This is a genomic window from Paenibacillus xylanexedens, assembly GCF_001908275.1.
GTDB lineage: Bacteria > Bacillota > Bacilli > Paenibacillales > Paenibacillaceae > Paenibacillus > Paenibacillus xylanexedens_A.
This window is the reverse complement of sequence record NZ_CP018620.1, coordinates 2,970,290-2,996,180: the sequence shown is the minus strand read 5'-3', so window position 1 is coordinate 2,996,180 and position 25,891 is coordinate 2,970,290. Positions and strand designations below refer to the sequence as shown.

Genomic DNA, 25,891 nt, shown 5'->3' with positions numbered 1-25,891 from the left:
GATAAATCATGAGTTTGACCTTTTGCAATCTGCATTTCACCAAGCAACCGGATAAAGTGGTTTATGTATCCAACGCTTTAATGAAGAGCCTCAACCTGTCCGGCAAAAAAACGGTGCACCTTCGCTTCGGGCGTGACCGGGTACCTGCAACGATCAAACCAATCAAAAAAGCAGGTAAACATCTGTATCTCGCTTCAGGTATCCGTAATATGATGAACGTTCCCAAACGAGGCAGTATTTATCTCCGGAATTTGCAAAATGATGAGGTCCAGTTAGGCCCACTGATCGGTGTACTCTCTGATGGGCCTGCGACAAGCACGAATCCATTCGGTTCCCGTACTGGTTTCATCAAACAGTTACTCCGTGAAGGCAGCCGTAAATCCTACATTTACGCATTTACTCCTCGGGATATCAATTGGCAGAATGAGACGGTATCCGGTTTTTTTCTGAATGAAAACGGAAGCTTTACCCGCAGAACGGTACCTCTGCCCGATGTTGTCTACAACCGGTTACCAAGTCGTCGTTCAGACTTCTCACCAGCCATCAACCAGCTGCGGGAACGATTTGTTCGCCGAAAAATTCCGTTCTTCAACTGGAGCTTCTTCAACAAATCGGATATCTATACGTTGCTGGAGAACGAGCCGGCAGCAGGACGGTATATCCCAGAATCAATTACCAATCCGTCCGTTGAACAGATGAAGGAAATGTTGGAACGCCATCAGTTCGTCTACTATAAGCCTACTGCAGGAAGTCTGGGGAACGGGATCTACCGCCTGACTTATTCGCCGAAACGCGGATATTTCGCACGTTATCGCAAAAAAGGCGGTAATGCACTCCTGCGTTTTGGGTCCTTCAACAGTCTGATGCGCATGCTTCAGGGTAGACATGGCAAACAGCTACGCGGATATGTAGTTCAGCAGGGAATACGTTTAATTGAGATTGATGAATGTCCAATTGATTTCCGTTTTCACATGCACAAAAATGGTAACAATCAATGGGTTGTTGTCGGGATTGGAGCCAAAAAGGCAGGACGTGGCAGCGTCACAACACACATCAAAAATGGCGGCTCCCTAATGACTCCTGAGCAGGCGCTCAGTCGCAACTTCGGCGATCGTGCGGGAGAAGTTCTTCAGCATGCCAAATCCGTCGCTATTACACTGGCCCAGGCGATTGAAACCCAGCACCAGCATCTGATTGGTGAGATTGGCTTTGATCTGGGCATTGATCAGGAGGAACATGTATGGATGTTCGAAGCGAACGCCAAACCCGGGCGCTCCATTTTCCGTCACCCTTCACTCCGGGTGGAGGGCAAATCGTCGGTGGAGCACATCTTGGAACACTGCCTGTATTTGAGCAAGTTCCGGAAGAAGGAAGAGATTTGATGACCCTTCATGATGATTTCAAACCTGTCATTGCTGTTTTGACCATGCATGATAAACAGCGTATGTTCAGGGGAAATCATCAAAATTTTCAAGATATCTTACAGACAGGCGAGAGCATGGGATACGTGGTGTACATTGTAACTGTACGGGATCTGAACGTGAGTGGTCCAACCGTGAAAGGATATACGTACAACAAGGGGAGTGGAAAGTGGGTTTCACAACCTTTCCCCCTTCCCCATGTTCTGTACAATCGTATTCCCAACCGGGAAGACGAAGGAAAACCTTCCGTGCAGCGTAAAATTGACGAATGCATGCAATCAGGAATCGAACTGTATAACCCATTCTTTTTCAACAAATGGGATCTGTTCGAATGGCTCAGGAAATCCAAATCGACTCAGCAACTGATCCCTTATACTCGGCGGATGCGAAGTGCTTCTTCTCTGGGTGCCGTTCTACGGGCGTATCCCTATCTGTACCTTAAGCCCGAGAGCGGCAAAGCTGGCAAAGGAATCATGATGCTTAAATTTCAGGAAAAAGAACGGCTTCCCTATCGTCTCAAAATACAAACCACACGTAGAAGCACGACCTATAAAGCATCTACACTTGCCAAGTTATGGGCACGAATTCGCAAAGAAACCGGACATACGCCCTATATCATGCAACAAGGCATTGAACTGGCATCCTCTCGTAAACGCCCCTTCGATTTGCGTGTTCTTGTACAAAAGAACACCAAGGGCCAATGGAGCGTAACCGGTGTAGGAGCAAGACTTGCTGGCTCCCGCAGCATTACAACGCATGTGCCGCGCGGCGGGAGCGTAGAAGACCCTGAGAAGCTGCTGACCGAGCTTTTTGGCGAAGAAATGTCAACAAACCTGATGAAACGTGTGAAATCCACTTCATTAATGATCGCAAGACAGGTAGAACGGGGATCAGGTTTCACGCTCGGAGAAATGTCCATGGATCTGGGCATTGATGACCTGGGGGAACTCTGGTTCTTCGAAGCCAATGCAAAGCCCATGAAGTTTGATGAACCACAGATCAGACGGCGGTCATTGGAACGTATATTTCACTACAGCGCTTATCTTGCCCGTCAGTCCAAACGATGATAGACAGGAATACTGCAAAAAGAAGGTGATTGTTTGTGTCCTCACCTGTTCTCGGCATTATGACGTTGTACTTAAATGAACATCGCGCTCTTGAAGAACGAAGCGTTTATCGCAGAATGATTCTTGAAGGGCGCAAGCGGGGACTCGATATCTATGTATTCACACCAGCCGACGTACACCCCGGCGGCAAACAAATTGAAGCCATGGTTTTTCATGAGGGAAAAGGCTGGTCCAGGGAGTGGCGATCATTCCCGGACCTAATCTTTGATCGCTGCCGGATTCAGCGTAACCGAAGGTTCCAGCAATTGCTTGCTTTTCGTGAGAAATATGGGCATCTGCTCTTTCTGAACAGGCCACTGCGCAATAAATGGACCATCCATCAGACCCTCTTACAAAAAGCCAACTTTCGTGAACACCTGCCGGAAACCGCTCTATTTCAGGATATGTCCGATGTAAACCGGATGCTCAAAGTTTCTTCTCTGGTCTATCTCAAACCCATTAATGGAACAGGCGGACGTGGTATTCTGCGCATTGAACGCAGCAGTAGCGAGGCTAATACAGTGCTTGTTCAGGGGCGGGATCAGAAGCGTCGTATCATCACTCCACGTAAAGTTCATTTATCACGACTTGGCGCGTTGCTCCAGCACTGGAACATGAAAGACAAGTATCTTGTACAAAAGGGCATTCAACTTCAGCTTCCGAATGGACGTGTGCATGATTATCGCATGCTCGTTCAGAAGAACGGTGAAGGACAATGGGAGCTTACTGGATGTGCCGGACGCATGGGTGCAGAAAAAAGCGTAACCTCCAATCTGCATGGCGGCGGTCAGGCAATAGCGATGGACCGACTCATGAAGCAATGGATCGAAGATGACGACCTCCGGGCAGAAATTAACACAACTGCAGAGAAATTCGGCATTGATGTTGCTTCGTTTCTGGAAGATACGTATGGGGACCTATGTGAGTTGGCACTGGATTTGGCGATTGACAGAAGCGGGCGTATCTACCTGCTTGAAGTTAACCCCAAACCTGCACGTGAAGTATTCGCTCGCATCGGGGAGCGGGATATCTATTATAAAGCCATCACTCAGCCGCTGGAGTATGCCTTATGGGTATATCGCAACAGACCTCCCGGAACGGCCAGAAAGCCAGCCATTCCCAGGCCCGTTACGCAAAAATTACCCAGAGTAAAAAGAAAAAGGAAAGCCAAGTGAGTGAAGAAAAAGCAGGAGTCTATGTTCGCCAAGTGCGAGCATCTGCTCCTGCTTCACTGTTTTTTATTTCTGTTCTTTCGTCCATTGCAGCGTGTCGTTGTCAATCACAATATACCCTATTTCCTCACCTTGCACATAAGATAATGCCAATCTCATCAGGTCAGGTTCTAGTTCGCATGTGGTAACACGTGTAACCTGATCAATATGATCCGCAGGCAGGCACAACGTCAGAATACCCACTTTACCCGAGAAATCAGTCTTGCCCTGGATGACCGATGTTTCCGACTTGGAACCATATACCTCAGATACCCAGCCGGGCTGCTCCGTCAACGCGAAGGCTCCCTTCCCGATGCCCGCCGTAACCCATTGCATCGTCAGCGTTATGGAAGATGCCTCATAGCTCATATCCGCCGTCATTTCTCCAGCTTCATTGATCCTCAACGCAATATCCGCTTGCGGATGCAGGTGAAAACGTTGCTCCAGAGTATGCTCTGCTTCCGCCTCCAGCCAATCCACAATGAGTAGTAAAGGGATCTCCACCCCTGCCAGCATCCACCGACGATGTGTAACTGGATCTGGCAAATGTGTATATCCATCCTGCGAAGCATCAATGAAGTGATAGCTGTCATTGCTCTCCCAACGTAGCGTTGTGGCCTGAGCCTCCGGTTCACCCCATTGCTGTGTGGAGAGATAAGGTGTCTGATCCAGACCATCCACCGTGACGGTATTGTGCGCCCGCGTACTTTTAAAATACCGCCGCCATTCCCCTTCTTCATACGTGTAACGTCCGGTGTCCGTGAAGAAAAGCTGGTTCTTCCACATCCACTCTACATTCAGCGCATCCGCATGTCCGTGTGCTCCGCCCATGGCAGCTGCATCAAAAAAAAGATATTGATACTTGTCCCTCATGACATAATATCCGGTCTGCGGAAAAGCCCGGCTCGACAACGCCGGAGAAGAAGCAGCCTGTAGTCGGAGGCATCGCTCATATTTCTCCACACCCAGCAACCAGAGACACTCCGAGCTATCCGTTCCGCGAGCCATCAAATCATCATCATCCATGATCGCGCCAAGCAGGGTCAGTCGTTGTCGTCCATCGCCAACCCAATCCGAATCACCAATACCGGTAGACTGATGATCTGGTCGGATCAGCGCCTCAGTAAATGCAGCCATTTGGCGCAGACAGCGGGCATACCATGCCGAGAAAGGATGCCCTGAAATCTCGCCCAACCGATAAGGTGTGCCAAACATTTCGATGCTGGCATTGTGGTAATGTGTTGTCAGTTCAACCTGTATCCCTTCTTCACCCAACTGATGCAGCAAACACAGCTCAAGACGTTCCATCGCCACTTGACGCCAGTGTGGACTTCGCGGGTGCTGGTGGTAGAACGTAGCGATCATGAACAAGCCTTGCATATGCATAATGGCATGATTGATTTCCGTGCTGCCGAGGTAACGGGTCAAAAACTCGGCGTGCTCGTCCAGACCTTGTTGAAACTCCGCCTGAAATCCTTCGTCTATCAGTGAACTCGCTTCCATATATTTATATGCCGATATCCAGGACTGCACACGTAGTCCCGTCTCCAGCAGACGCCAAGGACCGGGTTTTTGAAAGAACACGGCCTCGTCGTAAACCAGATTTACAGGTACCGGGTTTTGCTGTCTCCAGCTACGGAAGTGGTCAATAAATGCTGTTACATATAGCGGATTGCCCTTCATCAGATACGCCTTGCCCAGATCGAGCATATGCCAGTGTCGATTGATGCCCCATGTGAACTCCAGATCATTGGTCGGGTTGTGAAGCCAGTCCACGGGTGTCCCCATCGGAATCCAGCGATTCAGATCGTTGGTATAAGGAACGATAAATTCATTCAGGATGGCACGATTGGCAATCGTGAGCGAATTTCGGGCTTCTTCCGGAAAATGTTTTTCATAATATTGGGCAGCACGTTGCAGATCCGTTGCCGAAAGGTAAAAATCGCTCATTGGGATGCCTCAAGGAAATCCTGACGGAACGGGGTAAACACATCCAGAATGACGGAGTCCTCCAGTGCCTTGACCCCATGCGGGACGTTAAAACCGGCATAAAAGCTGTCCCCTGCTTTTAAGATGTGAGTTTCTTCACCGACCTGTACCTCAAAGCTGCCTTTGACGATATAACTGACCTGCTCGTGCGCATCATGGGAGTGAACTTCTCCAATACCACCTTTAGCAAAGGTAACCTCCACCATCATTAATGTACCGCCCATACCCAAGATCTTGCGGGAACTCGTTTCGTTCACGATATGTGCATCGATAGACGCATGATTAATAATCATTTTGCTTTTCCCCTTTCCTTGTGAATAAGCGACCGAAGTAGTTAAACCACGGCCGCTATGAACGTTTATTAGTCTTCTGTGGACAATTTACCCTGAAGTTTGGAAGAATCAAACGAAGGATCAGCAGTTATGTTGGTCAGCCCTGCCGCTTTGGTTTTCTCCAGAGCTGCATTGTACCTTGTATCCAGATCCTTGATCACAGCATCGAGATCGCCACCCGTGAATACAAAGATTGAAAAAGCCTCACTCCATTTGGTGCCTTCCAGTGAACTCTCAGTTACCACACTTGGATTTGCCGGGAAAATGGCATCATAACGTTTGGGCAGGAAACCTTCAATGCCCGGAATGCTTGGTTTTTTGTCAGAGCTTAATACAGCAGGAATCAGTGAGATTCCGTATCCTTTTTCGTAATACTCACTCTGAAGATCTGTGCTGTACACATACGCCATAAACTTCCATGCCGCTTCCTTGTTGGCAGAATCTGCATTGATGCCGATGTAGGAGCCCCCGATGACTTGTGAAGCGCCCTTGATCGTTCCATCATTAGTTGGTACAGGAGCGGCTGCCCAATTTTCTTTTGTAGGAAACTGATCTTTATATACACCTGGTTCACCGGAGTGGTTAATGTACATTCCGATTTTGCCTTGAGCAAACTGGGCTCTGAGTGGATCGATGTCCAGACTTTCAACCCCTGGCAGCATGCTGCCATCCTGATTCATCTGACGAAGCGCCATTGCGATATCCTTGTACATCCCAAAATCAAATTGACCAGTCTTGTAGTTGTAACCATCAATACCAACATTATTGCTTGCACCTGCAATCGTATTGGCTGCTCTCCAGAAGCCGCTGCTACTCTTGAATGGGCTGGCAAAGCCATAGATGCCTTCACTTTTACCAACTTCGGTAATTTTTTTGGCATCCGCAACCATATCAGCCAACGTTTTTGGCGGACTCTCGATCCCTGCCTTTTTGAAAATATCCTTGTTATACACAAGCCGCCAGACCTGCCCTGTATTGGGGAGGGAATATATTTTTCCATCAATCGTATTTTTATTTTCAATCAAGCTGTCTTTAAACACGGCCTTCATCTCATCACTCATGTATCCATCGATCGGGGCGAGATACCCCTTCTGATAATACGTCTGAAAATCATTAACTTGCAGCACATCGGGTGCCTGCTTGCTGGCAAAAGCAATATCGACCGCCTGTGGATAGTTGTCCCCCATCACGGTCATCTCCACTTCAATGTTGTCCTTGTTCGTCTGGTTGAACTCATCGATCTTGGATTTCATAAAATCAGCATCATGGCGGTCCGGTGTCCAATATATGATTTTGGTTTTCCCTCCGGCATTCTCCCCGCTGGTCCCCGATTCGCTATTTGCCGAAGTACCACTGTCAGCAGAACAACCTGCCAAACTTAGCGCCAGCAATGCACTCAGCGTAGTCACCATCCACTTTTTAACCATTGATATGCCCCCTTATGCTTGTCTGGACAACCCGTTTGGTTATCCGTTAACGTAATGATAATCGCTACGCTTTCATGGAGGTGAGGGACATTCTGACTTTGCATGGTGGGAAAAATGACGATCCGTATCGGTTTCAGTTCTCATACATTTGTCGGAAGCAGGTTGGCGTCATGCCGCAATATTTCTTGAACAAACTGCTGAAATAAGGCCTGTCCTCATAACCCAGCCTCTGGCAGATCTCTTGCACCTGTACACCTGCAACCAGCAACTCTTTTGCCTTTTCCATCCTCATCTTAGTAATATATTGAATCGGCGTTATGCCCGTTTCCTTTTTGAAGGCATTGGCAAAGTAACTCGGACTTAAATGCACGGATTGGGCACAGGCATGCAGCGTCAGATTTTCTGCAAGATTCAGACTGATATATTCCTGTGCTTTGCTAATCGCCTGTTTGACATCGGTGAGTCGTTTTTTGTCCATAATCTCGCAACCCATACTGCTAAAATGCTTGATATATCCCCTCCATCCCTCAAACGTTAAGGAGCGCATCGCCTCAAGCACTGTCAGGTCGGCCTCCAGACGCAAGCGTTCCTCTGCTGTAATCTCATCACAAAAGGCACGGTAGATGGCAAAAGCCAGTCCAGACAGCAAACGAATCATCGTGAGCGGCTCGGGAAAACCTTCGGAAACCTGCCATTCTTCGAGAATTTCATCAATGATGCGGTGACAGGTGCTCTCGTTACCACATTTCAGGGCGTAAAAAAGCTCTTTCTCCTTCTCCAAAGGATATACCGGAGCCACACAGGCCTGATTCTCCAATTCAGCATACTGGAGGATGCAATTTCCTTCACTGTAAAAACGATAGGATATCGCCTGATCTGCATGTGCGTAGGACGTCCAGATCTCCTGTGGTCTGCGGGCAATCGTACCAACACCAATCGAGACTGTTTTTTTGCTGAATCGCTCCACATTTTGGCGGCATTGCTCCAGTAGCTCGGAGACATCTATGTGGCTTGGTGTGTTCAATATGGCTGCAAGCCGGTATCGGTTTTCCCGTAAAACAACGCCCTTGGTATAGCGGTTTATGGTTTCTCCCACAATATTTTGGACCGCAAAAGGAACGATTTCGGCATCCAGATGCATCGTGTATCCATATCGCGTATAACCATCCACCTCGATAACCATGACGAGAAGATTGGAGGAATCGAGATCAATATGCAGCTCGTTCCAGCGACTTTCATTCAGGAAGCCCCCGATTTCATGACGCAACAAGCCCAGTAGATAGCTGTGACGCTCGTACTGGCTGCTGCTCTCCACCTTCTGCTCCAACTGTTCCAACTGTTTGCACTGTGCCTGCTCTTCCTTAATCACCTGTCTTACCTTCAACACCGCACCGAGTATTTCTTCAGGGGTAAACGGTTTGAGCAAATAATCGGATGCACCCAGCTTGATGGCCTCCTGTGCATATTGGAAATCCGAATAACCACTGATGAAAATAAATCTGGCTCGCAGTCCGGCATCCAATGCCCGCTTCATTAGCTCCAGCCCGCTCAGCTTGGGCATCCTGATATCACTGATCACGATGTCTGGTTGCTGCTCCAGCAACAAGGACCAACCGCGCTCTCCATTGCTCGCCGTGCCTACAATCCGAACCTGATGATCTTCCCACGGAATAGTTGAAGATATGCCCTTTACAACCGCCTGGATATCATCCATAACACACATCGTCAATTGGCCCATACTGCCCCTCCTCAGGTGATCGGAATCGTGATAACAACCGTTGTTCCCACATCTGTACTGCTATGAAACACAATTGAGGCCACATCCCCATAGTGCAGGCTTAATCTGCCATGGAGATTGGATAGGGCATAACCTTTGCGTCCCCCGTCAGGAACATCCTCAGCATAGATACTGGCTACATCCATACCACATCCATTGTCAGCCACCTCCAGCCGTAGTGTGTCACCCTCACGATCAATGCGGATCAGGATAACACCCAAATCCTCTTTGTCACTGAATCCATGCAGGATGGAATTCTCGACCAAGGGCTGAAGCAATATTTTTAAAATATCGACAGCGTAACAAGAAGGGTCCCCCACCTCAATCCGATAAACGAACAGATCCTCATAACATTTTTGCTGAAGCTGCATGTATTGTTCAACATGTTTGATCTCCTGCTCCACACTGGTCATGTCTTTCCCATCATTCAGTCCCAGACGGAATAACAAGGATAAGGAGACGATCATCTCACTTACATCCTTTTTCTCTCCGCTCTCACTCTTCCAGAACATCGTATTAAGGGTATTGTAGAGGAAATGAGGATCAACCTGCGCCTGAAGCGCCTTGACTTCAAACCGCCGTTTGTCTTGCTCCGTTGTCCGTACTTCTTCAAACAAAATCTGAATCTGGTCCAACATCCGATTGAAACGATGCCCTACAGCGCTGACTTCATCGTCATACTTGCTGCGAAACCGTACATCCAGATCATTGGACTCCACCTCAACCATCAGGCGTCGCAGTTTGTTCAGTGGCTTCAGCAGAGCGGAGGCCAGCAGCCTGGACAACCCAAGTGCGAGTAAAATGCAAAACAACATGATCAGGATGACCAGCCAGCGTATCTTTTGGAGGGGGGACAACAAGTCAGCCTTGGACTGTACACTTACCATGACCCAATCCTCGTTCATCGACAATGCCGAATAGTTAACAAGCATGTCCTCCCCCTGATCGTTCCTGTAGGTGAAATCCCCAGCATCGTCACGACTAAACTGTTGTGTAAAGTCAGGCTCCATAATGAAATCGTAATTTCGGGACCTGGGCCGAATGACTTCATTTCCGTTTTTGTGCAGCAAAAACAGTTGAATCTGGTTATTCATGAGATCCTGCGTCAGAATGTCTCGCATCGCCTCTTCCTTCATATTGACGACCATATATACATTCGAATAGGTATGATTATCGATCACAATGGGTTTGAGCAACAGAGATAACACATTTCCTTGGGATTGGAACAATTCACTCTGATGTGAACCAAACCACATCGTATTCCAGCCTTGCAGCTTCACGTAGCGTCCGTATTCCTTGTTGAATGAGTTATTGCGATTCGGAAAATCTTTGGTCGAGAAAAAATCACCGATGGGTGTTGTCAAATATGCGGTATCAATCAGTGGCTCTACGAGCTTCAATTGAGCAAACGATGTTTGCAGCAGCGAGAGATTCTGATAATAATGAGATGTATTATTTTTTCCCACGTCCTTCATGACCTGGGTGAACGTTTCATTGAGCATAAAAGAAAAAGAGGATACAACAATGTGCCTTAGATGTTCATCCATAACCTGTACTGATTTGTTCAGAATGCTTTGTTTCAGTTCAAGTGCATTCTGCTCAATGCTTCGTGCAGCAAAGAGATAAGAGCATATCCCGGTCACACTGATGCACAAGACAACGAGAAAAATGTACAGCAGCTGTATTCTTTTTTTCAGGGACATTTTATAAAAGTTGAATATCATCGGCGCTCGCTCCTTGAACACGGCTTGGCCCGTCCGCTGTGAATTAAAATGAGTATAGCACAGTGGAATTACCCGTAAAACCGTTTCCATGATTGTGCTCACGCCTATCCTTTCACAGCTCCCAAGGTCACCTGCATGAATGATTTGTTGGCAAAAATATAAACGATGAGCAGCGGCAAAATGGACAGACAGGCTCCGGCCATCATCAGTTGGACCTCAGCCGCAGCTCCGATGCCATATCGCAGATTAGCCAGCCCAACCGGCAAAGTCTGCAAGTCCGGATTGCTCATGGTGAACACAAAAGGAAGAATATATTCATTCCATGAACTCTGGAATACACCCAGACCTGCAACGGCGAGTCCAGGCCGCAGGAGCGGAAGAATAATTCGCCAGTAGGTGGTGAAGAAATTACAGCCATCAATCATCGCCGCTTCATCCAGTTCGCGCGGGATGCTCTTGAAGAAACCAATCAGAATAAAGTATGTGGCAGCGTGTGCGCTGATCAATATAATAATAACGCCCCACAACGTGGTATTCAGCCCCAGCTTGACCATGAGGTCAAATTGCGGACGCAGCACAACCGCGCCTATGGAAATAAACAGAGTGGATGCCATGAGCAGGGTGTACCCCTTTTTCCCTTTGAAATTCACTCGATCCACAGCGTAGGCTGACATCGAAGCTACCAGCAGTGTGCCAACTGTTGTACTGATGCTAACAAACACGCTGTTCATCGTAAAACCCGAAAAATTGGCGCTTTTCCAAGCCTGAGCATAGTTGGAGAACTGCCAAATCTTCGGCCAGATGGTAGCTCCTCCGGTCAATTCCTGGTTCGTTTTGAAGGAACCGAGCAATACAAGTATGATGGGGAACAGCGACAGCAGAGCGATTGCGATCAAAAACAGCCAAAGTACCGTTCGTTTGGTCCAGCGAATGAGTTGGGGAGACCCTGAGGGCGCAAGCACGTTTTGAGTCATCATCGTTTCCTCCTGATTAATTTTATACGTGTTCAAAAAGGGTGGTTTTCAGTACCGAGAAGATGGAATGAAGCTAGAAATGGAGTAGCGGAGCGTAGGGAAAACTACGTGAGCAACGGACATTTCGGCTGAATTTCATATTCGATGCTGATGATGCTGCTAGGCATGATTCGTAATCAAAAGCGGACTTTTTGAACAACCTTTTAATAGACATCATTGAGCTTTTTGGATATACGGAAATAAATGAGCGTCACAGCCCCTACGATGAGAGCCGTTGTGAAACCGACTGCACTGCCATAACCGAGCTGCTGGAGTGATTGTGTGTCAGCCGACACGGGAAATAACAGTTTGAACAAATACAGATACATCACCTCTGTTTTGCCATACGGCCCGCCCTCGGTCAGTACCATAATACTCTCGTATCCTTTCAGCGCCGTGGTAATCGCCAGCATGATAATCATCTGCAGAACAGGACCAAGCAAAGGAATCGTCACATTACGCAGCTTCTGAAACTCACTGGCTCCATCCAGTGATGCCGCCTCGTAGAGCTCTTCGGGAATGCTCTGGAGACCGGCAATGAACAACAACATATAGTTCCCCACAGCACCCCAGATGGCAATGATAATGGTCGTCAGCATAGCATGCTCAGCTCCCAGCCAGCCGATCGGTTCGGAGATCACATGATACTTAAGCAGTAATTGGTTCAATATTCCGTTATAGGAGTTGAAAATAATAAAGAATACAATCGCCATGACCGAAGCGCTAAAAATAGTGGGAAGATAATAGATCGCCCTAAAGAGGGATCGCCCTCTCCATTTGCGATTCAGAATAATCGCCAAAGTTAACGACAGTGGAATCGTAACGACGAGTTTGCCCAGGGCATACACACCCGTGTTGCCTACTGAATCCCAGAATTGCCCGTCACGCAAAATGCGTCCAAAATTATCAAGCCCGATGAAGACAGGCGTCCCGATGCCTTGATAATCATAGAACATGTAACGCAGCGCCCATAACAGCGGATAGATCCCGAATACAACAGTTAAAAAAAGACTTGGAAAGATGAACATATAGGCATGTATTTTGGATGGTTTCACCAGAATCGGACCCCCTATAGCTTTTGAATGAAGTATAGAGGGAATATGGAGGAAAGCGGGATAGGGAAATCAACTTTCTACAGGGGAGAATGTGACTGCATGACCAAACAAAAAAACCTGTATTCAACGAATTTCCGTTGAGTCTACAGGTTCATATAATGCGGTTCGACGTATACAGCGTAGAGGCTACTCTGCTTCATCATACAGACGCAGCAGTTCTGTAAAATCAGAGATGAGCACATCTGAGCCTGCAAGCTCCTCATCACGACCAAACCCGGCATAGGCACAGCCGATGACCGCCTGACCGTTCATTTTACCAGCTTCCACATCAGAAGAGCGATCCCCTACCATCCATGCGTCCTGAATACGATGTTTCTCAAGCAGGATCTGCACCAGATTAACCTTGGAGGGAGTCTTGTACTGGCCTGCACTGTATACCCCTTCAAAGAAAGGCATAATCTCGTGTGCAAACGCCACACCCTTCACATAGTCCTCCAGCCCGTTACTTGCAACAAAAAGACGTACTCCTTGTTGTTTTAATGCTTGCAGCGTTTCTTTCACCCCAGGATACAATTGAGAACATCCTTGATCAAGCCCCTCAATCTCCAGTTGAAGCAACAGTTCGTCTGCACGGCGATGTGCCGCTTCCGATGCCTCAGGCATAACCACTTTCCATATATCTTCGAGCAACATGCCCAAACTTCCCAGCATCCGTTCCTCGGGTGGAGTTTCTCCTTCAAAATGCCCTTCGGCACGCAATGTATCAAATAGTTGCTGGTAAGCTGGCAACAACAGGGTCTCTGTCTGGAACAGCGTACCATCCATGTCAAAAATCATCGCTTCCGGTTTGAGCAATACCTTCTCTTTATTCATGTCCAATGTTCCTTTCGGATTGGGATATTGTATATGTAATTGGAATCGTTCCCTTCCCATGATAAACATAACGTTTGAACGTGTAAACCTACGATTGTAAAACATCATCAACCCCAACCTTATACAGTATCAACCGAACATTATATTGTAGTTAAACAAACTATATACAAAAGAAGTTCCTTTACGTATAATACTAAAAAATAGTTCTTTAGACACCTAATCTAAAGACCTACAATTATCACATTTCCGTTTTTTTCGACAACTACATATACCCCATAGAGAGGAATAACAAACATGAAAAAGCGAAAGACCTTTAAGATTTTTTATAAGATCGGATTAGGATATTTACTCGTACTGGCTGTACTGGCTGGTTGCATCCTGCTGATTCAGAACAGCACAAGTCAGCTCCAACGGGAACTGGATTTTCTGGTCGATCACGATATGAGGGTAGACGCCCTCACTTATGAACTCGAAAGAAACATGGTAGATATGGAGACAGGTCAACGCGGTTACATCATCACCGGTCAGGACAATTATCTCGATCCCTACACCCAAGGAAAAGAGCAACTTATTACACTCAGAGATGAACTTGCTGCTTTAATTTCGGATAATCCGGCTCAACTTGCACTTTTGGAAGACATACATACTAATATGGAGAACTGGGTCCAGGTCGCTGGTGAACCTATGGTCGCCCTTCGCCAAGCCAATAATACACAGGCCATTCGAGATTTTTTCGCAGATGATCCAGGTAAAAGAGACATGGACCAGATTCGGACTGCTCTCGATACGTTTCGAACCAACGAGCATACGTTAACCGATAACCGTACAGAAGCACTGAAGCAAAAAAACACAATACTGAACTTGGAACTGTATGGGGCACTTATCGTTGTGGCCATTATCTCGTTCATCACTGCTTTGGTCCTGTCACGTGCCATTGTTAAAAACATTCGTACCGTAAAGCAGGCATTAAATGACATCGGTTCTTCCAATGGCGACCTGACACTGAGAATCGCTACGCCAATGAAAGACGAAACTCGTGAACTCGCGGAGGCGGCCAATACAATGCTCACTGGTTTGCAGCAAATGATGCTGGACGTTCAGAGCAATGCCATGATTCTGAGCACAGCTTCGGATCGATTGGATAAAGGGGTGGCCGATAGCCATCTTGCAGGAAAAGAAGTTGCCACTGCCATGGAACGTGTCGCTGAAGGCGCTGATGAACAGGTTGCTCTTACGCAAACCATGGTAGCTGCGATGCAGCAATCCCTCAACGGGCTTAATCGTGTCGCCTCCTCGGCAAGTGATGTGGCAGGCCGTGCAGTTCGTACCGAATCCATTGCTGTGGATGGGCAACAGCGCATTGATAATGCTGTAGGTAAAATGAGTTCCATTGAGCAATCCTTCCTCTCTGTACAGGAAGCCATTAATGAAATTTCGAAGATGTCTGATCAAGTGATCAACATTGCAGATTCAATGTCGGGTATTGCGAGACAAACCAATCTGCTTGCACTTAACGCCGGAATCGAAGCTGCCCGCGCTGGGGATAATGGACGTGGCTTCGCTGTCGTTGCCGCGGAAATCCGTAATCTTGCAGACCAAAGTGCAACATCAGCGAAAGAGATTACAAGTATATTGGAAACCGTGGTTGCAGGTGTTCAAAGTACGGTGCAGGTGGTTGATGAGAGCACTCTACATGTGAATGAAGGGTTGCGGACCATTGAGGATGCAGGTAATGCTTTTTCAACCATTACTCAGCATATTCATAACCTCAGTGGTGAAGTTCTGGAGGTATCTGCTGTTGTCGAGGAGTTAACTTCCGGTAGTGAGGCTGTGATGAAGTCCATTAATGAAGTATCGGCTGTTGTGGAAGATACTGCATCAGCCACGGAAGAAGTATCTGCGATGACGGAGGAACAACTTGCTTCTCTGCAGGAAATGTCTGACACGTCCAAACAGTTAAATGAAATGTCCGACGCACTTGATCAACTGGTTAAACGCTTCAAACTCGCATAATCCGACTCAACCTACTGATCGAGTATCTAAATAGCTGTATCATGGGCATATATCAAAGGAAAGAAGCATCGCAGACAGACTCACCCGAGCCTCTGCGATGCTTCTTTGTGTTAAGGAGAGCTGAATCAGGAAAAGGTGCACCCGGCACCTCATATGAAAAAACCTAAGCACTCCTTTTCTTATCCTGATTGTTCCGTGTTCCGTAGCGCTTCCAGTATCAATTGTGCCTGATACCCATCGTTAAAATCATATATCTTAGCTGGTTTGCCCTGTATCCGGGCAATGACATGTTTAAGAACCGGCAATTCACTGGCGGATTCAAGCACTTCTACTGGAGACAGTGGCTGCCCCACCAGACCCGTCTTCAAATCTTCCCAATTTTCCAGAGCAATTGTGCCTTTTGTACCGTACACCACCATGGATACACGTTCTTCCCCCGCAAATTGAGAGATGCCGTTCAGCTGAATTCGGGTTCCATCTTCCAGCTCCATTGCAGCCTGTACTTCTAGTTCACAGTCTCCATTCTCAGGATATTGAACCTGAGTGCTCACTACCCGGATGGCACCAAACACCTTTTGAATCATATGAATCCAGTGAATCCCCACTTCAAGAATAAATCCACCCTGTTCCCGGCTCGTAATCCATGCATTCTGTTGCCATGATCGTGGCCACTGCGGGAATTGCAAAATAAGATCTATTTTGCGAATTGCCCCCACTGCACCCTGCTCAATCAACTCTTGCAACTTCAGCACGGAAGGTTCATGCGGCATCGAGAAGTGGATGGCATGAACAACGCCCGCCTGCTCTGCTGCATCCAGCATCTTTTTGGCTTCTTCTACACTATTGGCAAGTGGTTTCTCACAGAACACATGAATTTTGCGCTCCAGTGCTTCCATGACAACCGGGTAATGAAATTTCGGCGGAACTGCAATATACAGCAGATCAATCTGATGTTCATTCATCAATTGCTTGTAATCCGTATACGTCCTAACTCCCCGATGAGAAGCTGCAAAAGACGCCAAACCTTCCTCATTCGCATCACACACCGCTACAATCTCAATCTTTGTATCCATCTTCGTATTCTCGATTAGATGAACCATATGTAATCCCATTTTACCCAGCCCAATCAGAGCCATCTTGATGACTGTCATTCCATCCCCTCCCAATTCCTTTCCAGTATAGCAGAAAGCAAAGAAATGCGAATGCGATGATGCGTTGATACGAAAAAAGATAAATCTCAAACTTTCAAGTCGCTATTAGAGGCTGAAATTCATCATTTACAGTCATTATTTTACATTATTTGTAACCTCGTTGCGATTGGGTAATTCGTTGCAGGGATATATAACCAATTATTTTTACTTTATCCAGCAATACTTAAAGCGTTACCAACTTAAGAATCAGGAATTTAGACTCACAAAAACAGGTTGACAAAAAACCACAAAAAAAGATACTCTTCCTAATAACAATGAATATTTCCTCTTACAACCTTAGACTGTAACTTGCATTCAATAAATGGAATATGCGTATGGTTCTAATAACCTATTTCATGAAGTGAGGTGTCCCGCATGAGAACAGTTGCGGACTATTTGGCAGAAACTCTGCGTAATCTAGGTGTTACTCATGTCTTTGGTATTATTGGTAAATCCATCTGTCCTGCTGTACTGAAAATGGTGGATTACGGATTAGAGTTCATTCCAGGCCGTCATGAATCCAGCTCAGGTTTTGCCGCATCCGGTTATGCATTACAGACAGGTAAACTCGGCGTTGCCTTTGCCACATCCGGTCCAGGCGGAACCAATCTGCTTACTGCAGCAGCCCATGCAAAGGCTAACAATCTGCCTGTACTATTTATTACGGGTCATCAATCCATTCAGGAACTGGGGCTCCCCCAGTGTCAGGATTCTTCTTCTTATCTGGCTGATCTGGCCGAGATGTTCAGGCCTGCTACGCTATTCAGCAAACTGGTTGAGCGTGGAGATCACTTCGGCACACTGCTGAACCATGCCCTTTCCATTGCACTCGGCCCTAATAAAGGCCCTGTTCACCTCTGTATTCCTTTTGACGTACAGACCGAGTTGTTATCCCAATGCCGGATTGTCATTCCCGAACCGGAACCTCTGCTTAGCGTATCTAACCTGAATCGCATTTTTCCTCTCATTCAACAATCCAACCGCCCTTTAATTATTGCTGGTAAAGGTGTAAGTCGCGCCAGAGCCCATGATGAATTGCTTCAATTGGCCGAATCGTTCAACATTCCCGTCATTACTACTCCTGGTGGAAAAGGAGCGATTGCGTGGGACCATCCCCTGTACCATGGACCTTGTGGTGTTGGAGGTTTCCCTCATGCAGACGACATGTTGAACCAAAGTGACCTTTATATCGTACTCGGTTCACGTCTAAGTGACATGACCCTCTGCAATCTGAAGCCTGAACATCACCCGGCACACCTCATTCAATTTGACGCTGATCCTACATTTGTAGGCAAGATTCTGAGCGCTCAAACCTTACATATCACCGGTGATTTGAAGGACAACCTGCAATATTTGATGGGCACATTAGAAGACCTCCCTACTCCTGTGAGAACCACGACACCCATGGATTACACTGTCCCTTTACCAGATCTCCCCCAACTGTCTCTGGCTTCTGTGCTAGATGGAATGAGCGATCTGCTTCCGTATGATCATAAGCTGTTTGTTGATGATGGCAGCCATGGATTTCACGCGGTTCAGCGATATAAAGTCAAAAAACCAGGCAGCTTTGTGTTTGACGCTTACTTTGCCTGCATGGGGAACGCCATTGGTATGGCGATAGGTGCAAAGGCCGCTTCACCTGAAGAGACCGTTGTATGTATCACCGGGGATGGATGTTTCATGATGCTGGGGACGGAGATCAATACCGCGGTATGCAACAATCTGAACGTCTTTTTCATTGTCGTTAACAACAAACAACTGGACATGGCACTCAAAGGAATGGAAAAAACAACAGGCAGAATTGATGGCACATTATATGAAGTTCCTATGGATGCTGCCAAATTTGCCGAATCTCTCGGTGCGGTTGCGTTTCGAGCAGAAACTCTTGCTGAATTCTCATCTGCGCTGAACACAGCCCAGACGTTGAATCAGGTAACTGTTATTGAGCTTCTGACCGATCGAGATGAAATTCCACCCACGGCTCACCGCACCGTAAATTTGAATTAGGAGGAGCAGATCATGAGTGAACATGTAGCCCAGGGACTGGACCGTTTCGCCAAACTTTCTGGGGAGTACGGCGCAAGAGCTCTCGCACCCATCAAAGAACATTTTCCCGAATTGTCGGAATTTATTATGGGGATGGCATACGGGGATATTTTTCAGCGCACCACGATTACGGATCAATGGAAGGAAGTTGCTATCATCTCTTCGTTGATCACCCAAGGACAGTATGAACAATTGGGGGTACATTACACGATGGCTCTGAGCGTGGGAGTGACGGTGGATCAGCTCAAGGGAATATTGCTACATCTGGCACCATGTGTGGGTGCTCCGCGCATCATTAGTGCATTTAATATTTTGCTTGCCACCTTGGATGAAATACAGTAATTCACTTTTCTACATTTTTATACATGATTCGACTTTTTTATTGATCTTTTTACATTCCTACCTTTATAATATGGTTAAATTATCCTTCGAACCAGCTCGCATCTTAGAAGCTTTCAGCAGAGGCCCAATGGGCTGTGTATCCACTAACAGGATAGCCCTAACTCATTTAAAGGAGAGAGATCAAGCATGGGAAATTTCATTCTGAAGACTGACGTTCCAAACAAGGTGTTAAACATTGAACTGGAGGGTTCTTTCTCTCAAGAAGACGGTTTGCGTTCCATCTCGGCCTATCAGGATACGATCGCTTCTATTAACACCAAGGAGTATGACCTGAACATTGATTGCAAAAAGTTGAATGTTACTGCTCCGGAGATTGTTCCTCTTCTGGAAGGCTGCCTTCAATTGTTCAAAAAAGATGAATATAAAAAAGTCGTGTTGACCCTCGAGAACAACGCGATTCTAAAAATGCAATTGTCCCGGCTCGGCCGGTCAGTCGGTCTGGACAATCTCGAAATCATATCTACCGTTACCACTTAATAAACCAGGCGGACAAGCTGTGAATTCACCCTTCCGCTCAAGAGGAGAATGAAGATGGCCGGAATTCGTATTGTAGATATCGATATCTATCATCCAGCAACCAAGGTGCACAATGATTTCTATATTGAACATTTTGACGCAAGGGGTGTAGATATTCGTGGATTGTTACAGGCACTTGGTCGTGATACACGTTATAAAATTGACAACGATGACGAAAATTCACTAAGCATGGCCTATGAGGCAGTCAGTAACCTACTGGAAAAAACCGGACTAACCGGTGCAGATATTGATCTGATTGCTTATGCAAGCCAAACGCCAGAATACATCTTTCCTACGAATTCCCTGATGATCCATCGCCTGATTAACGGAGCTTCTCACACGATCTGTATTGACAGTAACGCGAACTGTGCAGGCATGACCGCTGCTTTCGAACAGGTTAGCCGGCAGATGCTGGGCAATCCTCGAATTCGCCGGGCATTAATCATCGGCTCGGATTACGTCGCTCCTCACGCCAGTCCCGATGATCCCGTGTACTTCGCCAATTTCGGTGATGCAGCAGCGGCGGTTATTGTAGAGCGGGATGAACATGCTGTCGGTTTCATTGATTCCATCTATCAGACGGATACCTGTGTGTATGGTAATTCTCTTTTTCCTGCACAAGGCTTGGCAAAGCTGGGCAAAACGGGTGTAGATGCGGGTGCCTTTCATGTGAAATTCATCCCATTTGATGATTCCATCTGTGTGGATGCTGCTTCAGAGTCCATTCGTACCTTGCTGATCCGTAACGAGATTGCTCCAGATGAGATCAGAGCCGCCTGCTTCTCCCAGCTATCCATTAGTAACATTCGGGCTGTATCCGAGAACGTCGGCATTGGTGACGATATTGCCGTCTATATCGGAGATGAGTTCGGATATACCTCAACCAGCAGTCCATTCATCGCATTACATCGAGCGGTTACAACCGGTCAGATTCAGCGTGGTGACAAAGTTCTGTTCTGGACCGTTGGAGCCGGGTGGCAAAATGTTGCCATGGTGGTTGAATATTAGGTATACACTTCAAAATCCAATAAAACCATCCCAGTAGTATACCGGGGATGGTTTTATTTTTTCCTTTTTCTCCCCTATCATTGAAGATTAAACATCTATAATTGTGAAAAATACCACTTACATATTATTACACAATAAATATGATTTAAAAGTGAAAAGTAGCAGTCCAAATTATTTTATCTTGGAACTGCTACTTTCAAATTTATTATAAATACGTTGTTATAAGAATCTGAATACTAGAAGGTTTAATCTGCCATTTCTGATTATCTGTAAACGGTCCCTTCGTATCTTGCAGCAACAATTCCATCCACAGTATGATAACTAACCAACACTAAGGTTCCTACATAGCCATCTGGCGTAATATAGTCCGTAAGATATTTCGGTACTCCAAAACCTACAGGGTAATAATGCACTACAGAAAAAAATTTACTTTCAAGCCTAGCAGATACTACGTCTGATACACTTGTACTGGTATTGGGTTGAATATTTGCCGCCGACACGCCTGCACTTGAAATGGAAGTGGTCAGAATAAAGGAACATGCAGTCAAAATAAGAACTTTACTAAGTCTCAAAATGATCATCTCCTAAATAGAGTTTTTAACTACAATTTCATTGTATAATATGTAAGTGGATTTAAAAACAATATTTGTAAAATATATAATTATGTGTAATTTTAATTTAAAATTAATTATTTAATAATACTATCTTTTCAAAGCAAAAAGCAGCCCTATCGGACTGCCAGACTTCTGCTTTTATACCAAACGTTCAGAAAATCTTCTTTGTCTCCCGATCGTCTTTCAGGATTTCTACAGCCTCCCGAAAACGCAAGGAATGCACGATCTCGCGTTCCCTTAGAAACTTCAGACTATCCTGCAGATCCACGTCATCGGTCAGGTCGATCAACCATTGATATGTAGCCCGGGCTTTCTCTTCTGCTGCAATGTCCTCGTACAGATCCGCAATCGGATCGCCCTTTGCAGCAATGTAAGCAGCTGTAAAGGGTACACCGGAGGAATTGGTATAAAACAAGGCAGAATCGCGTTGAGCATAGTTCGGCCCAAGTCCCGCTTCTTCCAGTTGATCCACCGACGCGTCCTTGGTCAACTTGTAGATCATGGTGGCAATCATCTCCAGATGAGAAAATTCCTCTGTAGCAATATCCGTCAGCAGACCGATAATCTTGTCTGGAATCGTATAACGCTGATTCAGATATCGAAGGGCAGCGGCCAACTCCCCATCGGCACCGCCATATTGTTCCATCAGCAATTTCGCCATACGAGGATCACATTTACTAACCCTTACGGGATATTGCAGTTTTTTCTCATACACCCACATGTAAGACGCCTCCCTCTACGTTATTAAAATACAGCCCTTCTTCTAACCCTCGGGCTTCCTGTCCCTAGAGTCCCTGCAAGGAAGCCTGAGGCTGATGTGTCACACTTGCCATGGCCAGGGCGTCTGAGACCATTCCCAAGGATATTTGGAGAAAGCATGCCCAAAGTTCATCAACGGTCCGTACAACTGCTGAAATTCATGGGCTACCCGCATTCGCTCCTGGCTGAACTTGTTGTACTGCTCAATGCTTTGGAAGTCTCCCGGATGGGTGTCCAGGTACAGATTCAGTTCCACTAACACGAAATCCAGCGCCTGAAGTTCTTCAAGCAATTCGTAGTATTTAGCGTCACAGGGTTTCGGCACTTCAGGTTCCATCCACTTCCACCTTCCTTCCCTTCGATCTAGCTGGTGTATAAGGGCTGTATAATGCAGGCCATAAGGTTCCCAATCTCAACGCTTCCGCCGGGCTGTACTGCGGCCAACCCATGGGCTGAAATGGAATAAATAACTGCGGAGGTACCAGATACGTCCGAATCTCTACTGGCGGACAAGGATCAAACGGCCCCACAAAAGGGGCGTAAGCACGAAGTTGCGGATCTTTCACAGAACAACGCCTCCTATAACATCGTTGGTGCAACTGAATATTACTGAGGTCCTTCCAGTTTCCCGTCTCTATAACCATATGACGCTGTCCCCGAAGTTAATCCGAAATTCGTTTCAACTATGTGTAGAATTTCTCCAAATTCTTATTTAAAATAAAAAAAAAGACCTTCGGTTCGTTCCCCTTCTAGGTAACTTCCAAAGGTCTTATATCCTGGCAGATCTTCGTAATCTGCGTCATTTCATACTTTTGCTCGTCTTATCTTACTCCTGCAACGAGTTCTATTCTGCTGGATTTTCTTCCGAATTCATGTCTTGAGGGACAGATTTCTTGTACACTCGAACCCGGGTAATTCGCAAGCGAGTCGATTCTTCCACTTCAAAAACGTACCCATTCAGCTCCTGCGTTTTCCCCTTGGTTGGATTGCCCCCAAGCTCTTTAAATAGCCATCCGCCGATGGTATCCACTTCTTCATCCTCAATGATGGCTCCGGTCCACTTATGAACTTCTTCAATAAGCGAACGACCATCAATGGAGAATGAATCTCCACTGCGTTCCATATGCGGACGCTCATCCTCAAACTCGTCATACAAGTCTCCAACAATCTCTTCCAGAATTTCTTCCGCAGTCAGCAATCCAGCTGTGCCGCCATATTCATCCACAACCAGCGTCATCTGAGAATGTTTCTTCTGCATCAGACGCAGCACATGACTGATTTCCATGGATTCAGGAACGTTTAAGATTGGACGGACGAGTGAACCCAGATCATGTTGTTGCTCCGGTTTAGCCAGTAACAGATCGGTGATGTGTATAAATCCAATGATCTCATCCTTGTCTTCTACTGCTACGGGATACCGGGAATGTTTGGTTGCATTAATGATCTCCAGGTTCTCTTCCAAAGACATATGTGTGTACAGACAATCCATGTCTGTACGTGGCAGCATCACTTCACGTGCCAGCATATCGGAGAAATCAAAGATGTTATCCATCAGTTTGATCTCATCTTTATCGATGACACCACTTTTGGCACTCTGCTTCATCAGAATACGAAGTTCATCTTCCGAGTGAGCTTCACCTTCACTGGCAGGTTCGATACCTGCCAGACGCAGCAATGCATTGGCCGATACATTCAGAACCCAGATGAACGGGAAGAAGATTTTGTAGAACAACAGCAAAGGTGCAGATAAAAACAATGCCACTCCGTCTGTTTTTTGAATAGCTAACGATTTAGGTGCAAGCTCACCTAGCACAATATGCAGAAACGTAATGATACAAAAACCGATAATGACCGACACGGTCGAAATAAGCCCTGTATCTCCTACACCAAGTTTAAACATGAGTGGCTCAACGAGCAATTCGGAGATGGCCGGTTCTCCCAGCCACCCGAGTCCAAGCGATGTCAGCGTAATCCCGAACTGAGTTGCCGATAGATAGGAATCCAGTTTACTATTCACCTTCAGTGCATAACCAGCCATACGATTTCCTTCACTCTGCAATTGAGTTAAGCGTGTCTGCCTTACTTTCACAAGGGAAAATTCCGCTGCGACAAATACGCCATTCAAAAATACGAGCAAAAAGACACAGACCAGATTAAATACCAGCTGCCCAAGATGAAATTCGGTATGAATATCCAAGTTGAAACTCCCCTTTTCTATCTATTTCAGGAATACACCTGGAATATCAACGTGTGATTGCCTTTCTCGATTTGAAATCCACACCCTTGTAATACATATCTGCCACCAGCAGGTTTGGTCCGCAACAGGATGCGATATCACAATGGCAGTTTACCGTTTGATTCAACGGATGTTCAGCTGACCATTCATGGAACACATCATCCAGTTTACGATCACGAATGTTGCCAAACGCCGGGATGTCCGCAAAATCCGTCACATACACATTACCCGTGAACATGTTGACGTTAACGCGGTTGCGTCCGTCCGGATCATTACGTACCGTCACATTTGGTTCGCTGTATAAACGGTTGATCAGTTCCCGATCCTGCTCTGCTGCACTACACGCGAAGAATGGCAGAGTACCAAAGAGCATCCACATATCTTTATCACGCACATCAAGCAAACGATGTATCGCTGCTCTCATATGGTCCAGTGATAACACGGGCAGTGAAGAAGCAAAGTTCGAATTATACATTGGATGCACTTCGTGACGAACACAGCCCATCTCACGAATCAATTGATGAATACCATCCAGCTTGTCGTGTGTACGAAAGTTAATCATGGACTCGGCAGAGATAAACATGCCTGCTTCACTTAATTTGCGGGAATTTTCAATCATTTTCTCATACATCTTCACCGCGACTTCACGTTTCACAGGTCTGCCACTATTTGCAAATCCGACTTGATGGAAATCGTCAGCATTCAGGTAGTTGAACGAGATATGCATAACGTCCAGATACGGCAAAAGTTGCTCATATCGGCTGATATCCAGCGTTAAATTCGAATTGATCTGGGAACGAATTCCACGTTCCTTGGCATATTTGAGCAGCGGGATGATCATCTCATCCACTGTTTTCTGGCTAAAGCTTGGCTCGCCACCCGTCAGACTAATCGTCTGCAGATGCTCCACTTCATCCAATCGTTTCAGCATCAGCGGTAATGGAAGAGCCGGCGCTTCACGCATCGTAAGCATATCTCCTACGGCACAGTGCTCACACCGCATGTTGCATAGATGTGTCACAGTCATTTCTACACTGGTCAACACATGGCGTCCATATGTACGCAGAGAGCCAATCGGATCCCACGGATCATTCGTTGGAGATAAAGGCATCGGTTGTACCGATCCTGAGTTTAGCATGGTCATTGTTCTTCACCTTATTCCTTTTATTAACCTAAAAA

General features: G+C 46.4%; 23 protein-coding genes. 8 read left to right on the top strand and 15 right to left on the bottom strand.

From position 1 onward, the window contains the following. The first annotated feature begins 8 nt into the window (after positions 1–8). Genes BS614_RS13425 through BS614_RS13415 form a run of 3 tightly spaced genes read left to right on the top strand, consistent with a single transcriptional unit; the run spans position 9 to position 3,702 of the window. A complete protein-coding gene (locus BS614_RS13425; RefSeq protein WP_074094374.1) occupies positions 9–1,382 on the top strand; it encodes a YheC/YheD family endospore coat-associated protein in 1,374 nt (457 codons plus the stop codon). Continuing rightward, positions 1,382–2,488: a YheC/YheD family endospore coat-associated protein gene (locus BS614_RS13420; RefSeq protein ID WP_074094373.1), complete on the top strand. Its 1,107-nt coding sequence runs from the start codon at positions 1,382–1,384 to the stop codon at positions 2,486–2,488. The genes BS614_RS13425 and BS614_RS13420 overlap by 1 nt, the downstream gene beginning before the upstream one ends. A 35-nt stretch (positions 2,489–2,523) precedes the next feature. Continuing rightward, entirely contained in the window at positions 2,524–3,702 is a 1,179-nt protein-coding gene (locus BS614_RS13415) for a YheC/YheD family endospore coat-associated protein (protein ID WP_074094372.1), read from the top strand. Between the two features lie 63 nt (positions 3,703–3,765). Here BS614_RS13415 and BS614_RS13410 read toward each other — a convergent pair whose 3' ends face one another. The 8 genes from BS614_RS13410 to BS614_RS13375 all read right to left on the bottom strand — a co-directional run bounded on the left by BS614_RS13410 (position 3,766) and on the right by BS614_RS13375 (position 13,928). After that, positions 3,766–5,688, bottom strand: a complete 1,923-nt coding sequence (locus BS614_RS13410; RefSeq protein ID WP_074094371.1) for an alginate lyase family protein — start codon at positions 5,686–5,688, stop codon at positions 3,766–3,768. Continuing rightward, positions 5,685–6,020 carry a cupin domain-containing protein gene (locus tag BS614_RS13405; RefSeq protein ID WP_074094370.1) on the bottom strand — a complete coding sequence of 112 codons (336 nt, stop codon included), beginning with the start codon at positions 6,018–6,020 and terminating at the stop codon, positions 5,685–5,687. The genes BS614_RS13410 and BS614_RS13405 overlap by 4 nt, the downstream gene beginning before the upstream one ends. Before the next feature lie 68 nt (positions 6,021–6,088). Then, positions 6,089–7,486, bottom strand: coding sequence for an ABC transporter substrate-binding protein (locus BS614_RS13400; protein ID WP_074094369.1), 1,398 nt, complete (start codon positions 7,484–7,486; stop codon positions 6,089–6,091). Between the two features lie 133 nt (positions 7,487–7,619). After that, positions 7,620–9,224 carry a helix-turn-helix domain-containing protein gene (locus BS614_RS13395; RefSeq protein WP_074094368.1) on the bottom strand — a complete coding sequence of 535 codons (1,605 nt, stop codon included), beginning with the start codon at positions 9,222–9,224 and terminating at the stop codon, positions 7,620–7,622. A gap of 11 nt (positions 9,225–9,235) precedes the next feature. Beyond that, positions 9,236–10,987, bottom strand: a complete 1,752-nt coding sequence (locus tag BS614_RS13390; RefSeq protein ID WP_074094367.1) for a sensor histidine kinase — start codon at positions 10,985–10,987, stop codon at positions 9,236–9,238. Between the two features lie 104 nt (positions 10,988–11,091). Further along, positions 11,092–11,961 (bottom strand): carbohydrate ABC transporter permease, encoded by an 870-nt coding sequence (locus tag BS614_RS13385; RefSeq protein ID WP_047842312.1) that lies wholly within the window; start codon positions 11,959–11,961, stop codon positions 11,092–11,094. A 203-nt stretch (positions 11,962–12,164) separates the two neighbouring features. Beyond that, positions 12,165–13,055: a carbohydrate ABC transporter permease gene (locus BS614_RS13380; RefSeq protein WP_017689516.1), complete on the bottom strand. Its 891-nt coding sequence runs from the start codon at positions 13,053–13,055 to the stop codon at positions 12,165–12,167. 186 nt (positions 13,056–13,241) lie between these two features. Then, positions 13,242–13,928, bottom strand: a complete 687-nt coding sequence (locus tag BS614_RS13375; RefSeq protein ID WP_074096831.1) for an HAD family hydrolase — start codon at positions 13,926–13,928, stop codon at positions 13,242–13,244. A gap of 294 nt (positions 13,929–14,222) precedes the next feature. Between BS614_RS13375 and BS614_RS13370 the strand changes: the two genes are divergently transcribed. Then, positions 14,223–15,941 carry a methyl-accepting chemotaxis protein gene (locus tag BS614_RS13370; protein WP_074094366.1) on the top strand — a complete coding sequence of 573 codons (1,719 nt, stop codon included), beginning with the start codon at positions 14,223–14,225 and terminating at the stop codon, positions 15,939–15,941. A gap of 179 nt (positions 15,942–16,120) precedes the next feature. Here the strand turns inward: BS614_RS13370 and BS614_RS13365 are convergent, their stop codons facing one another. Further along, complete coding sequence (locus BS614_RS13365) at positions 16,121–17,092, bottom strand: Gfo/Idh/MocA family protein (RefSeq protein WP_074094365.1); 972 nt, start codon at positions 17,090–17,092, stop codon at positions 16,121–16,123. A gap of 414 nt (positions 17,093–17,506) precedes the next feature. Between BS614_RS13365 and BS614_RS13360 the strand changes: the two genes are divergently transcribed. The 4 genes from BS614_RS13360 (at position 17,507) to BS614_RS13345 (ending at position 21,103) form a co-directional block, all read left to right on the top strand. Next, positions 17,507–19,138 (top strand): thiamine pyrophosphate-binding protein, encoded by a 1,632-nt coding sequence (locus BS614_RS13360; RefSeq protein WP_074094364.1) that lies wholly within the window; start codon positions 17,507–17,509, stop codon positions 19,136–19,138. A gap of 12 nt (positions 19,139–19,150) precedes the next feature. Continuing rightward, positions 19,151–19,519: a carboxymuconolactone decarboxylase family protein gene (locus tag BS614_RS13355; protein WP_074094363.1), complete on the top strand. Its 369-nt coding sequence runs from the start codon at positions 19,151–19,153 to the stop codon at positions 19,517–19,519. A gap of 186 nt (positions 19,520–19,705) precedes the next feature. Beyond that, a complete protein-coding gene (locus BS614_RS13350) occupies positions 19,706–20,056 on the top strand; it encodes a hypothetical protein (protein WP_036609902.1) in 351 nt (116 codons plus the stop codon). Between the two features lie 54 nt (positions 20,057–20,110). Next, a complete protein-coding gene (locus BS614_RS13345) occupies positions 20,111–21,103 on the top strand; it encodes a 3-oxoacyl-[acyl-carrier-protein] synthase III C-terminal domain-containing protein (protein WP_074094362.1) in 993 nt (330 codons plus the stop codon). Between the two features lie 263 nt (positions 21,104–21,366). Here BS614_RS13345 and BS614_RS13340 read toward each other — a convergent pair whose 3' ends face one another. From BS614_RS13340 to yfkAB, 6 genes are all read right to left on the bottom strand, one after another. Next, positions 21,367–21,675 carry a hypothetical protein gene (locus tag BS614_RS13340; protein WP_074094361.1) on the bottom strand — a complete coding sequence of 103 codons (309 nt, stop codon included), beginning with the start codon at positions 21,673–21,675 and terminating at the stop codon, positions 21,367–21,369. A gap of 193 nt (positions 21,676–21,868) precedes the next feature. Beyond that, positions 21,869–22,438, bottom strand: coding sequence for a manganese catalase family protein (locus tag BS614_RS13335; protein ID WP_036669914.1), 570 nt, complete (start codon positions 22,436–22,438; stop codon positions 21,869–21,871). 99 nt (positions 22,439–22,537) lie between these two features. Then, complete coding sequence (locus BS614_RS13330; RefSeq protein ID WP_036609910.1) at positions 22,538–22,813, bottom strand: spore coat protein CotJB; 276 nt, start codon at positions 22,811–22,813, stop codon at positions 22,538–22,540. After that, a complete protein-coding gene (locus BS614_RS13325; protein WP_074094360.1) occupies positions 22,803–23,042 on the bottom strand; it encodes a spore coat associated protein CotJA in 240 nt (79 codons plus the stop codon). The genes BS614_RS13330 and BS614_RS13325 overlap by 11 nt, the downstream gene beginning before the upstream one ends. 278 nt (positions 23,043–23,320) lie before the next feature. Beyond that, positions 23,321–24,673, bottom strand: coding sequence for a hemolysin family protein (locus BS614_RS13320; protein ID WP_074094359.1), 1,353 nt, complete (start codon positions 24,671–24,673; stop codon positions 23,321–23,323). Between the two features lie 46 nt (positions 24,674–24,719). Further along, positions 24,720–25,856, bottom strand: a complete 1,137-nt coding sequence (gene yfkAB / locus BS614_RS13315) for a radical SAM/CxCxxxxC motif protein YfkAB (protein ID WP_091032604.1) — start codon at positions 25,854–25,856, stop codon at positions 24,720–24,722. Between the last annotated feature and the right edge of the window lie 35 nt (positions 25,857–25,891).

What these genes read in the sequence shown, in the direction of transcription:
- BS614_RS13360 (WP_074094364.1), top strand. Translation starts at nt 17,507, where the DNA reads ATGAGAACAGTTGCGGACTATTTGGCAGAAACTCTGCGTAATCTAGGT.
- BS614_RS13335 (WP_036669914.1), bottom strand. Translation starts at nt 22,438, where the DNA reads ATGTGGGTGTATGAGAAAAAACTGCAATATCCCGTAAGGGTTAGTAAA.
- yfkAB (WP_091032604.1), bottom strand. Translation starts at nt 25,856, where the DNA reads ATGACCATGCTAAACTCAGGATCGGTACAACCGATGCCTTTATCTCCA.
- BS614_RS13375 (WP_074096831.1), bottom strand. Translation starts at nt 13,928, where the DNA reads ATGAATAAAGAGAAGGTATTGCTCAAACCGGAAGCGATGATTTTTGAC.
- BS614_RS13330 (WP_036609910.1), bottom strand. Translation starts at nt 22,813, where the DNA reads ATGGAACCTGAAGTGCCGAAACCCTGTGACGCTAAATACTACGAATTG.
- BS614_RS13390 (WP_074094367.1), bottom strand. Translation starts at nt 10,987, where the DNA reads ATGATATTCAACTTTTATAAAATGTCCCTGAAAAAAAGAATACAGCTG.
- BS614_RS13365 (WP_074094365.1), bottom strand. Translation starts at nt 17,092, where the DNA reads ATGACAGTCATCAAGATGGCTCTGATTGGGCTGGGTAAAATGGGATTA.
- BS614_RS13355 (WP_074094363.1), top strand. Translation starts at nt 19,151, where the DNA reads ATGAGTGAACATGTAGCCCAGGGACTGGACCGTTTCGCCAAACTTTCT.
- BS614_RS13410 (WP_074094371.1), bottom strand. Translation starts at nt 5,688, where the DNA reads ATGAGCGATTTTTACCTTTCGGCAACGGATCTGCAACGTGCTGCCCAA.
- BS614_RS13395 (WP_074094368.1), bottom strand. Translation starts at nt 9,224, where the DNA reads ATGGGCCAATTGACGATGTGTGTTATGGATGATATCCAGGCGGTTGTA.
- BS614_RS13345 (WP_074094362.1), top strand. Translation starts at nt 20,111, where the DNA reads ATGGCCGGAATTCGTATTGTAGATATCGATATCTATCATCCAGCAACC.
- BS614_RS13350 (WP_036609902.1), top strand. Translation starts at nt 19,706, where the DNA reads ATGGGAAATTTCATTCTGAAGACTGACGTTCCAAACAAGGTGTTAAAC.
- BS614_RS13400 (WP_074094369.1), bottom strand. Translation starts at nt 7,486, where the DNA reads ATGGTTAAAAAGTGGATGGTGACTACGCTGAGTGCATTGCTGGCGCTA.
- BS614_RS13370 (WP_074094366.1), top strand. Translation starts at nt 14,223, where the DNA reads ATGAAAAAGCGAAAGACCTTTAAGATTTTTTATAAGATCGGATTAGGA.
- BS614_RS13405 (WP_074094370.1), bottom strand. Translation starts at nt 6,020, where the DNA reads ATGATTATTAATCATGCGTCTATCGATGCACATATCGTGAACGAAACG.
- BS614_RS13385 (WP_047842312.1), bottom strand. Translation starts at nt 11,961, where the DNA reads ATGACTCAAAACGTGCTTGCGCCCTCAGGGTCTCCCCAACTCATTCGC.
- BS614_RS13425 (WP_074094374.1), top strand. Translation starts at nt 9, where the DNA reads ATGAGTTTGACCTTTTGCAATCTGCATTTCACCAAGCAACCGGATAAA.
- BS614_RS13420 (WP_074094373.1), top strand. Translation starts at nt 1,382, where the DNA reads ATGACCCTTCATGATGATTTCAAACCTGTCATTGCTGTTTTGACCATG.